At 33.9% G+C, this 12,419-nt stretch carries 9 protein-coding genes; 4 read left to right on the top strand and 5 right to left on the bottom strand.

The window, feature by feature from the left end:
- Positions 1-253: 253 nt before the first annotated feature.
- Positions 254-862 (top strand): DedA family protein, encoded by a 609-nt coding sequence (locus tag SSP_RS01955; RefSeq protein WP_002482360.1) that lies wholly within the window; start codon positions 254-256, stop codon positions 860-862.
- Positions 863-1,061: 199 nt separating this feature from the next.
- Here SSP_RS01955 and putP read toward each other — a convergent pair whose 3' ends face one another.
- Positions 1,062-2,606, bottom strand: coding sequence for a sodium/proline symporter PutP (gene putP, locus SSP_RS01950; RefSeq protein ID WP_011302372.1), 1,545 nt, complete (start codon positions 2,604-2,606; stop codon positions 1,062-1,064).
- 501 nt (positions 2,607-3,107) lie between these two features.
- Here putP and SSP_RS01945 point away from each other — a divergent pair.
- Positions 3,108-5,060 (top strand): fructose-1,6-bisphosphatase, encoded by a 1,953-nt coding sequence (locus SSP_RS01945; protein WP_011302371.1) that lies wholly within the window; start codon positions 3,108-3,110, stop codon positions 5,058-5,060.
- Positions 5,061-5,120: 60 nt separating this feature from the next.
- Here SSP_RS01945 and SSP_RS01940 read toward each other — a convergent pair whose 3' ends face one another.
- Positions 5,121-6,920, bottom strand: coding sequence for a cation:proton antiporter (locus SSP_RS01940; RefSeq protein WP_002482357.1), 1,800 nt, complete (start codon positions 6,918-6,920; stop codon positions 5,121-5,123).
- 321 nt (positions 6,921-7,241) lie between these two features.
- On the opposite strand from SSP_RS01940, the gene SSP_RS01935 reads away from it, so the two are divergent.
- On the top strand, positions 7,242-8,291 hold the full coding sequence (locus SSP_RS01935) for a YkvI family membrane protein (protein WP_011302370.1): 1,050 nt from the start codon (positions 7,242-7,244) through the stop codon (positions 8,289-8,291).
- Between the two features lie 319 nt (positions 8,292-8,610).
- Positions 8,611-10,026, top strand: a complete 1,416-nt coding sequence (locus tag SSP_RS01930; RefSeq protein WP_011302369.1) for an anion permease — start codon at positions 8,611-8,613, stop codon at positions 10,024-10,026.
- 90 nt (positions 10,027-10,116) lie between these two features.
- On the opposite strand, the gene SSP_RS01925 is transcribed toward SSP_RS01930, so the two are convergent.
- From SSP_RS01925 to SSP_RS01915, 3 genes are all read right to left on the bottom strand, one after another.
- On the bottom strand, positions 10,117-10,671 hold the full coding sequence (locus tag SSP_RS01925; protein WP_011302368.1) for a cysteine hydrolase family protein: 555 nt from the start codon (positions 10,669-10,671) through the stop codon (positions 10,117-10,119).
- 128 nt (positions 10,672-10,799) lie between these two features.
- Positions 10,800-11,402, bottom strand: a complete 603-nt coding sequence (gene mhqD, locus SSP_RS01920) for a methylhydroquinone degradation carboxylesterase MhqD (RefSeq protein WP_011302367.1) — start codon at positions 11,400-11,402, stop codon at positions 10,800-10,802.
- A gap of 30 nt (positions 11,403-11,432) precedes the next feature.
- On the bottom strand, positions 11,433-12,338 hold the full coding sequence (locus SSP_RS01915; RefSeq protein WP_011302366.1) for a VOC family protein: 906 nt from the start codon (positions 12,336-12,338) through the stop codon (positions 11,433-11,435).
- Positions 12,339-12,419 lie beyond the last annotated feature (81 nt).

Genomic DNA, 12,419 nt, shown 5'->3' with positions numbered 1-12,419 from the left:
TCTCCCAATCTTTTATAGTCATCATATGACCTATTGTTTATAGATAGTACCACAATATGAAATCGCTTACAACGACTTTTTTCAAAATTTACTTATTTAAAATGTAATATACTTCCTATAATTTGATTTCCACAAAAATCATCCTGTAGACCTATAACATAACAATGCATATTTATTGTTTTTGGACTATAATAAAAAGACATGTTTTAATTAACTACTAAGTTACATTTTAAAAGGAGCACATTGCAGAATTATGGAACAGATACTCACTGATTTTATTAGTACATGGGGCTACGCCGCAATCACTATATTAATATTACTTGAAAATATATTACCTTTTATCCCTTCAGAAATTATATTAACCTTTGCCGGACTGATGTCCGTCAAATCTGACTTATCCATTCCTGTACTCTTTACAATTTCAACCATTGCCTCATTAATTGGTTTACTTGTGCTTTACTATATTAGTAGGCTTGTTTCTGAAGAACGTTTGTATCGTTTTGTAGATAAATATGGCAAATGGATTAAACTTAAAGGTAAAGATGTTGCACGGGCAAACGATTGGTTTAAAAAATATGGCGCAATTGCTGTTTTTATTTGTCGCTTTATACCTGTCTTACGTGTACTGATTACGATTCCAGCGGGTATTAATCGCATGAACGTGATGCTATTCGCGATCTTGTCTTTAATCGGGACTACAATATGGAATTTTGCACTGATCTACCTGGGTAAAATGTTGAGCGGCAGTTGGGATATGCTAATGAATGGTCTCCATACATATTCATATATTATGTATGTCATCATCATTCTTGCAGTAATTTTCATTGTATATAGATTATTCAAAAAGAATCGCGCTCAATAAATAGATTCAATTCCAAACAAACAGGGTCTGACATCAATAAGTGTCAGACCCTGTTTTATCATAATATAAAAAGACTAACTCCCCCTTGAAGTTAGCCTTTTCTCTATTTAAAAATTTCTCCCTTTTGATAACAGACATAGCCAATTATCATTTTCTACATTAAATCATAATTTAAACCCCTTTTAAATTATGATTCTTTTTAATCTTCACCAGTTTTAACCAGACGGCGAACATCTGTTAAATCTGCTTCAACATCAATTTGTGGTTTCTTCGTGAATTTACTTACTACAACCGTAACGATTAAACTAGTTAAAAATCCAGGTATAATTTCATATAAATTAAAGAAATCATTCACATCACCTAATGGCTTAACAAATGCAATCCATATGATGACTACAATGGCACCTGATAACATACCACTTACAGCACCTGTTCTACTTAACCCCTTCCAATATAAGGATAAGAGTACAAGTGGTCCGAATGCGGCACCGAAACCAGCCCATGCATTACCTACTAGACCCAAAATGGTATCGTTAGGTGACCAAGCAATCCAAATCGAAACAATCGCTACGATGATGACTGATAATCGACCTACTAAAACAAATTCTTTTTCATGTTCCTTTGCAGCTTCCTCACCACGAATTAATTTATAAAAGTCTTCTGTTAATGAACTTGACGTTACTAACAATTGTGAAGAAATTGTACTCATAATCGCAGCTAAAATAGCAGCAAGCAAGAATCCACCAACTAACGGATGGAATAAAATTTGTCCCATTAAAACGAATAGTGTTTCAGGATTTTCTATATCTGTACCACTTTGATTAATAAACGTAATACCTGTCAATCCGACACCCACTGCGCCTAATAAGCTGATTGCCATCCAACCGATACCAAAACGTCTTGCCGTTGGTAATTGTTTGACAGATTTAATTGACATAAAACGTACAATAATATGTGGTTGACCAAAGTAACCTAATCCCCACGCAAAGAATGAAATAATACCTATAACTGTCGTTCCTTTAAACAAGTCTAAGTTTGTCGGTTTTAATTCTGCTGTTTGCGTAAAAGTATCAAGTCCGCTTAATTGCAACATAGCAACTATTGGTACCATAACCATAGCAATAATCATCACTACACCTTGGAAAAAGTCTGTTAATGATACTGCTAAATAACCTCCGAAAAATGTATAAGCAATGACAATCACAGCGACAAGTAACATACCAATATGATAGTTAACGCCAAACGCACTTTCGAATAATACACCGCCTGATACCATTCCAGAATGCGTATAAAGTGTGAAAAATACAACGATAATGGCACCTGAAATAATTTTAATCGAATTAGATTTATCATCTAATCTATTTTTAAAGAAATCAGGTAGTGTAATTGCATCTCCGGCTTTCTCTGTATATACACGAAGTCGAGGTGCAACAACAATATAGTTTATGTATGCGCCAAGTGTTAATCCAATCGCTAACCAGGCTGCTGATAAACCGGTAGTATATACTTCACCAGGTAATCCCATAATCATCCAACCACTCATGTCAGATGCGCCTGCAGATAATGCAGTTACATATGGACCAATGTTTCTACCGCCCAGCATATATTCACTGACGTTACCGGTAGATTGTTTAAAGCCATAGTACCCAATCACTAGCAATACCACAAAATAAACGACAAGCATGATATATGTTTGCCAGTTTGGATCGACTTGACTCGATAATGATGTCCCCAATGTAAACATGAAACAAAACGCCCCCTTATAATTTTGTTACATGCATATATTATACAAAAATAAATTATAAATTAAACAGTAAATCAATAATTTTTTTCAAATAAAACCAATAAAATACAGCTTTATAGCGATTAATCATTGATTTAACAGTATTTTCAAGCTCCAAAATTATAATGGTAAAATTACTAAACAATGTTAATTATACAATAAATAACATTCATGAAAATGTATGTTTCCCACAACTTTTATATAAATCTCCACTTTATTATATTTGAGTAACATCATTTCCTTTTTCTACTTTTCTAACATATGCGCTTACTAATAAACCTTAAATTTTTCAGTTAGTAATATACACTCAATCCATTTTTTAGAATTTAATTTAACTTCATAATATAATAAGAAATAGACAAAGGCGTGCCAATTAATGCTACAATAAGAAACATAAATTGGAAGCATTTTATAAAATGCATTTCATAATTACGATATTTTTACAACTGGAGTGACATAACCATGCAGAAATCAGCAGATAAGAGCCTAAAAGATAGATATTTAGATTTACTTTCACAACAATTTAATACTAAAGAAGAACTTGCAACAGAAATTATTAATTTAGAGTCTATTTTGGAACTCCCTAAAGGTACTGAACATTTTGTAAGTGATTTACACGGTGAATTTCATGCCTTTCAACACGTATTGCGTAATGGTTCAGGCAACGTTCGTTCAAAAATTAATGATATCTTCCAAGATACTTTGACACGCAAAGAAATTAATGAATTTTCTGCGCTTGTATACTATCCTGAAGAAAAACTTAAAATAATTAAAAACAGCTTTAGCTCAAAATCCGAGCTCAATGAGTGGTACATTACAACGATTAATCGTCTGATAAAACTAATCACCTATGCTTCATCCAAATACACGCGCACAAAGTTACGCAAATCTTTACCAAAAAATTACGTCTTTATTATAGAAGAACTGTTATATAAAAGTAATAAATATAATAATAAACATTCTTATTATGAAACATTAATTAATCAAATCATAGAGCTAGAACAATCAGATGATTTGATCATTGGCTTATCTTTCACAGTTCAGCACCTTGTAGTGGATCACCTTCATGTTGTTGGCGATATCTACGACAGAGGACCAGAACCTGATAAAATTATGGAAACACTGATTGATTATCCTTCAGTAGATATTCAATGGGGAAATCATGATGTCCTTTGGATTGGTGCCTATGCAGGTTCCAAAGTTTGCCTTGCAAACCTACTTCGCATTTGTGCACGTTATGATAACTTAGACATTATCGAGGATGCTTATGGTATCAATTTAAGACCCTTATTAACCCTTGCAGAAAAACATTATGATGGAAAAAACAAAGCATTCAGACCTAAAAATGCTGAAGGCTTAACTGAATTAGAACTTGAACAAATCACAAAAATTCATCAAGCCATCGCCATCATACAATTTAAATTAGAGGCACCAATCATTAAACGTCGCCCTACTTTTGAAATGGAAGAACGATTGGTATTAGAAAGTATTAATTATGAAAAAAATGAAGCAACACTCTATGGAAAAACATATCCATTAGAAAATACTTGTTTCCAAACGATTGACCCAAATGGTCCAAACAAACTCACAGACGAAGAGTCAGAAGTGATGGATAAACTATTATTATCTGTCCAACAATCAGAAAAATTGAAACGACATATGACCTTCCTTATGCAAAAAGGCACGCTTTACCTACCTTATAACGGTAATTTATTGATTCACGGCTGTATTCCAGTAGATGAAAATGGTGAAATGGAATCAATGGTTATCAACGATGTGAAATGCTATGGCAGAGATTTATTAGACCATTTTGAAGATTACGTCAGAGAAGCTTTTGATCACAAAGATATTCAAGACGATTTAGCCACAGATTTAGTATGGTATCTTTGGACTGGTAAATACTCTTCACTATTTGGCAAACGCGCTATGACGACTTTCGAGCGTTACTTTATTAAAGACAAAACAGCGCATAAAGAAACTAAAAACCCTTACTACCATTTGCGTGAGGATGTTAATATGTGTAAAAAAATGCTCAAAGATTTTGGCTTAGACCCTGAACAAGGGCACATTATCAATGGGCATACACCTGTCAAAGAAATAGATGGTGAAGATCCAATTAAAGCTGAAGGAAAAATGATTGTGATTGATGGAGGCTTTTCGAAAGCTTATCAGTCAACAACAGGTATCGCAGGTTATACATTACTTTATAATTCATTTGGTATGCAACTAGTCGCACACCAACATTTTAATTCCAAAAAACATGTTTTACTGAATGGCGCTGATGAACTTTCTATACGTCGTGTCGTCGATAAGGAGTTACAACGACAAAAAATAAGACATACAAACACCGGACAAGATATTCAAGAAAAAATCGATATTTTAAAAGAACTTATGCATGATCGTTATGTTAACTAATCAGTATTTATAAAAAACCCCGTTCACACATGATTTTCAATCTGTATGGACGGGGATTTTTTATATATTCGAATGTAAATAAGCATCTTTTAAATAGCCAATCATACCTTCTTCTGAATTTGTAATATTTTGATTATCACGTTTAAATGTGACTTCGTTATTATCATCAATATGATAGAGGACCATGTCATAAGCCGTTAAATTATCCTTACTCGAAACTGGCATTTCTAAAATATTATGTTCGACGATATAGCGATTAAACCAATGCGACGTAAAATCAGAATCAAATAGTATGTGATTTCTAATTGGTCCATCTAAGTTACTTCGCGCATGTTCATCACTAAAAGAAACTGGCATCATGTTGACATTTTTCAAACCAAACTCAGGCACTAATTCATTAAACGCCAAACTATTGAACACAAAAGATTGAGTCATTAATAAACATTTATTGTAACGTGTCATATCGGCATATATACGATCATTACTAGATAATAAATTGCCTTCAAATACTTCAAAATCTAATTCCTGTGCTCGTTTTGATGTGTTATTAAATAAATTAAAAGTCATAACTGGAATGTGATGTTCCCTCAATTTCGCACCTAAATGAAATGAAAATTCACTTTCTCCAACAATAATGACGCCCGGTGGTTCCGTACTTGAAAGGTGCATCATTTTGCTTAACGGTAGAAAACTAAAGCCATAAATGACCACAGTTATAAATACTAATCCAAATGTAACAGGCGTGATGTATTCTGCCATGGGTGTTCCTTTTTCTACAAATAAGCCTCCAAAGAACTGTGCAACAGTAAGTACGACAATACCTCGTGGTGCCATCATTGAAACCATAGCTCTTTCCCGTTTAGAAATCTCAGTATTCATCGTAGATAACAATATAGAAATAGGTCTGACTAATATAATCATGACTGCACAGAATATAAATAGTTTCCACGATATAATACTTTCTAACACATTTAAAGTTAACGAAGACGTAATTAATATAAAGACGGTAGAAACCATAATAGAAGATGCATTTTCAATAAAATGATCTGATTCTTTAAAGATCAAATCATGACGCTTCATACGTGCCATCATTAACCCAAATATGGTTACCGCAAGTAGCCCTGATTCATGCAATATTTCATCACATATTGCAAAAATAAGTAAAATAAAAACCAATTGGATGGGTGGCATTAAATTTTGTGGAATGAGATCTCTTTTAATGAGCATCATAAATAAATAAGAAGCACCAAAACCTATAACAATGGCAATAACAAAACGTAAAGCAAAACTTAAAATAATTTGAATCTCAAAACCTTGCTCTACGATTTGAAAAACATAAAATGCACCTAACGCTAACATTGGTCCAATAGGATCAAGAATAATACTTTCCCACCTTAAGATGGAATCTACACTTTTCCTAACTTTTGCTTGTTTTAATAATGGCTGAATCACGGTAGGACCCGTAATTAAAAATAAACCACCTAATACAAGTGATATCGTTACTGAGAAACCTAATACAAAATGTAAAGCCATGGATCCTAAAATCCAAGCAATCACTGCCCCCACAGTAATGATTCTTATAACTGCTTTAGAGATACCTTTTAACTCACGAAAATCTAAGTTACTGCTACCTTCAAACAAGATGATTGCAACTGCCAACGAAACGAGTGGGCTAAACACCTCTTGACCCAGACTTTCTTGAGGGTTAATCAATCCAAAAATAGGGCCCACAAGCAACCCTACAATAGCCATAACAACGATGGATGGCCATTTTATTTTATCGGCGAACCATTGGCTAAAAATACCCAACGCTAAAAAGATAACAATGAGTAATGTTAGTGGTAAGTTTAATAAAGTCACTTTGTTCCCTCTCTCTTATACAGATTAAATTTCGTTATCTTCCAAATCACTTTAAACATTTATCACATAATAAATAAACATACTATCAAATTTTTAAATTTAACGCATCCAAAGAACCTTCATCATTTACCCACTTTGATAAACCATTAATCTAAATACGTTTATGTGCGCACTTTTAAGTTCTCTCTAAAAATACAATTGTTCTTATCAAAAATACTTTTTCTTTTCAATTTATTTTATTTTAAGCTAAAATAATAAATTGTGAGTATATATATGAATGACATTTATATTATCTACACCATTGAAAGGATTTATATGACTATGACAAGTTTAAAAGAAATTATTATTGTGGCATTTGCTTTTGTTGGTGTGGTTGTAGGCGCTGGATTTGCTACAGGTCAAGAAATATTCCAATTCTTTACCAGTAATGGCAATTACAGTATCTGGGGCGTGATTATAACGGGTTGTATTGTCACTCTAGGTGGCATTTTTGTACTCCAAACTGGCTATAAATTAAATGCACATAATCACACTGGACCTATAAAGTATTATTTACCCAAGCGTATTGCCACTTTATTTGATATCATCTTAACTTTATTTCTACTTGCACTCGCTATGATTATGACGGCAGGTGGGGTTTCAACGATTCATGAAAGTTTTAATATACCATATGCATTGAGTTCTGTACTTTTAATTTCAATTATTTTAATAACATTATTCTTAAAATTTGAACGCCTCATCGCAATTCTAGGTATGGTCACACCTTTTTTAGTTATTATCGTTACTATTATTGCTATGTATTATTTAATGACCGGTTCACTCAGCTTTAGTGATCCCAATCAATACGCGAATACCGGGACTCGTTCTGATCAATGGTGGTGGTTCGATGCAATTAACTATGGGAGCTTACAAATTGCAGCAGCGTTCAGCTTTTTATCTGTAATGGGAGGTCGTTTAAAATTTAAATCTTCCTCTGTTTACGGAGGCATGATAGGTGGCTTAATCATTACTTTCCTATTGCTTATGTTAAACTTAGGCATGGTATCGCAATTCTCTCACATAAAAGATGTCGCACTGCCATCACTATTATTAGCAAAAGAAATTTCTCCTATGATTGGTTTATTTATGTCTATCGTTATGATATTAGTTATTTATAATACTGTCGTGGGTCTTATGTATGCATTTGCTTCTAGATTTACAAGACCTTATAGCAAACATTATTATATTATGATTATTTGTATGGCAGTCCTTACCTTTGCTACGACCTTCATTGGGTTTATTGATTTAATAGGAAAAGTATTTCCTGTTATGGGGATCTTTGGTTTTATATTATTATTTCCAATTTTGATAAAAGGTATTTCACGTAAATAACCCCCATTTAAAAATGCTAAACTATTGCTTATTACAATAAAATATCTCTGTAAATGGCAACATCATTAACTTATACGCTATAAGTTAATGATGTTGCCATTATTTTTCTAAAAGCTAGCTTTACATAAGGTTTTGACAGAACTATAATTATTATGAAAAATCTTATAATAAATTAATAGGATATGATGTTAAATTTAGTGTGGTAAGCGCTCTAGTTGCCTATTCTACGCTAGTTTGCTTAAATACGATTTTAATATCATATACTTGTACTATATTTAGTTTTTTATCAAATAAAAGGACAAGAAAGGTGCATCATAATATGAATAGTGACATCCACTACAGAAAATTTATCTTTCCCATATTGATTGGTATCATTATCTGGCTACTTACCCCAATTAGACCAGAAGGCTTAGATGTTGGCGCATGGCATATGTTTGCAATTTTTGTAGCAACAATTATTGGTTGTATTACACAACCTCTTCCAATAGGCGCCGTTGCAATGATTGGTTTTACACTCGCGGTATTAACGCAAACCGTTAAGATAGACACTGCAGTTTCTGGATTTGGAAATAGTAGTATTTGGCTTATAGCAATGGCATTTTTTATTTCAAGAGGATTTGTAAAAACAGGTCTAGGCCGACGCATCGCCTTACAATTTGTTAAATTATTCGGTAAGAAAACTTTAGGCTTGGGCTATTCATTGATTGGTGTAGATTTAATCTTAGCACCTGCCACACCAAGTAATACAGCACGTGCTGGTGGTATTATGTTTCCAATCATTAATGCACTTTCCCGTTCATTTGGATCAAAACCTGAAGATGGTACCCAACGTAAAATGGGTGGATTCCTTATCTTTACAGAATTCCACGGCAACCTTATTACAGCTGCCATGTTTCTTACTGCCATGGCAGGCAACCCTTTGGCTCAATCTTTAGCGAAACATCAAGGCGTAGATATTACCTGGATGCAATGGTTTATTGCAGCACTCATCCCTGGCATCATATCGTTAATCCTTGTGCCATTAATTATTTATAAAATGTATCCTCCAGAAATTAAAGAAACTGCTAATGCGAAATCTTGGGCTCAAAACGAGCTTAAAGATATGGGTAAAATGGCGACCAGTGAAAAATTTATGGTTAGCATCTTTCTCGTTGCACTTGCACTTTGGGTATTAGGTAGTACGTTAAATATCAATGCGACATTAACCGCTTTTATCGCACTATCCTTATTACTCATTACCGGTGTCCTTACTTGGAGTGACGTACTCAAAGAAACTGGTGCTTGGAATACATTAGTATGGTTCTCAATATTAGTAATGATGGCTAACCAACTTAATGAACTGGGCTTTATTTCTTGGCTAAGTAAGTCTATCTCAGGTAGTTTAGGAGGTCTTAGTTGGCCAATCGTGTTAGTACTATTAATCTTATTCTACTTCTATTCTCATTATTTATTTGCTAGTTCAACCGCGCATGTAAGTGCTATGTACTCAGCATTATTAGGCGTCGCTATCGCTACTGGTGCACCACCACTTTTCAGTGCGTTAATGTTAGGTTTCTTCGGTAATTTAATGGCATCTACTACACATTATAGTAGTGGTCCTGCACCTATTTTATATTCAGCAGGCTATGTTTCTCAAAATCGATGGTGGACGATGAATGCCGTACTTGCGATATTTTACTTTATTGTATGGTTAGGTATCGGCTCTTTATGGATGAAACTCATCGGCCTTATGTAACTATAAAGCCCTATGTTATGATTTCAACGACATGATTAATGCTATAGTCATGTAAATGTTTGAAATATACATAGGGCCTTTATTTTTATTTTAACTGTTACACCATGCTTCTACTGTTGTCACATCTGCATAACGCGTTAATATTTTATTGATTAAAAATTGATGTTTTTCTACATCTTGATCGGCCATTGCATCTGATAATAGCGTTAGCTTATAATCTTTGTCTGCCGCTTCAACTGCTGTAGATAATACGACACCGCTCGTACTCACACCTGTAAGTACAAGATGATCAACTTGCAAACCGCGTAATAACACCTCTAAATTACTACCAGTAAACGCACTTAATCGATGCTTCGTTACAAGGGGTTCCTTTGCTTGGCGATTCAATGCTTCAACAATTTGAGTTGATTCATCTTGTTTATTCATAGGCACGCCTTTTGCTTTCATTTGCGAAAACATTTTATTATTTGGTGAAACTTCCATATATTCACCTGTAAACGCAACACGTACAAAAATGACTGCCACACTATTACGACGCGCGTGTTCAATTGCTTTTTGATTATTAGCTATTACATTTTCTTTTTGCTGCAAACCATTTACAATACCATTTTGCATATCCATCACTATCAACGCTTGATGATTCATTATGATCGCCACCTTTTCTATTATCCATATATTATAGTCTAGATTGACTTCATTTTCTAAAATTGAAATCGCCACAAGCCATCTACACTTTGTATCATGTATAACAAATGGTGACTTATATTGGGAAATTATTTAAAAATATTGTTTAATAAGTCTCGACCCGCTACCACACCTGCTTGAGTCAGTTCGTGACTATTCACCCAAACTTGCGTGACATTTGCACCACGGTTTTCGAATAAATCAATGACATTTTGACTATCTTTGCTTGTAACAATTGGGTCATGTTCACCCATTGAAAGTAATACATGCATACCACTTAAATCTTTATCATTCGCATCATTCACCGGATAAAGTGGTGCATATAACAGTGCTGTTTGAAATGAAATGTCCTGATGTAAAATCATGCTGATTGCAATATTAGAACCGTTTGAAAAACCTACAGGAATTGCTAGCGATAAATCAAAACCATAGCGTTCAGCAGCTTCTTTTAAAAATGCAATGAGTCTATCTGTTCGAAAGTTTAAATCCTCTATATCGTATTGTCCTTCACCGTGACGTTTGAAGAAACGGTTCATTCCATTCTCAGATACTTCACCTCTTATACTTAACACATTATACTTAGGGTTAAGTAGCTGACTTAATGGTAATAAATCACTTTCATCTCCACCTGTCCCGTGTAGTAAAATCAATGTAGGTGCATTTGCTTCACCTTCTCTAAAAATATGTTCCATATCAAGTGTGCCTCCTCTTATATCTATTTTCTATATACGAATAGGTGGTAGCAATTGAAGTATCGTTTCTCTTCTGTCTTCAAATTGAGGTGGTAATACTAAATGCGTACCTAATGTTTCAAATCGTTCATCCACTGTAAAACCAGGGCCTTCTGTCGCAAATTCAAAGATAATGCCACCCTGCTCTTTCATATAAATAGCTTTGAAATAGTTGCGATCTTTAACGTCAGTCACATGATAACCTTTACCAGTCATTTTAACTAACCATTCTCGTTGTACTTTATCAGTTGGAACTGACCAAGCAATGTGATGAACAACACCAACACCCCAACGAACATTCATTTGAGCGCTTTCTTTTTTGATAATCACATGATGTTGCCAATGGCCTTTTGTTTCAACATGTACCACATTGTCATCTTCGTTCACTTTATGAAGACCCATATCGTTTACTAGTGTATTCAACGTTGCCTTAGGATGACTAGATAATAAAGTCACCCCATGAAATCCAATGATACTCTGTGCGTCAGTTTGGTCGTTATCGTCATCTGCTTCAACTAATGCTAAAGGTAAGTCATGTGTATCGTTAAATTCTAATGTTTCACGATCAAACAATCTAGTTTCTACTACTTCAATTTGATGTGCTTGTAAATGTGCTTTCCAAATATCCCTTGAGTTTTTAGGTATTCTAAAAGCAATGCGTTCGACTTGCCCATTTCCTTTACGACCTTTATGTGCATTTGGCCAATTGAAAAACGTTAAAATCGTACCATTTTCAATATTTCCATTTGAGAAGTAAAGATGATAAGTGGATGGATCATCATAATTAACCGTTTTTTTAATTAACTTTAGATTTAATACATCTCTGTAAAATCGAATATTTTCTTCTGGATTACCTACAATTGCTGAAATATGATGAATATGTTGAATTGCTTCCATAAAATTACCTCCTTAAATATTTGAATTTAAATTTCCCTTTATATCTTATGCTATGGTGGTTTACTCTAACCAAAAGTCCTT

Source organism: Staphylococcus saprophyticus subsp. saprophyticus ATCC 15305 = NCTC 7292, from assembly GCF_000010125.1.
Classification (GTDB): Bacteria; Bacillota; Bacilli; order Staphylococcales; family Staphylococcaceae; genus Staphylococcus; species Staphylococcus saprophyticus.
The sequence above is the reverse complement of the archived record's forward strand: the minus strand, read 5'-3'. Positions and strand labels throughout refer to the sequence as shown.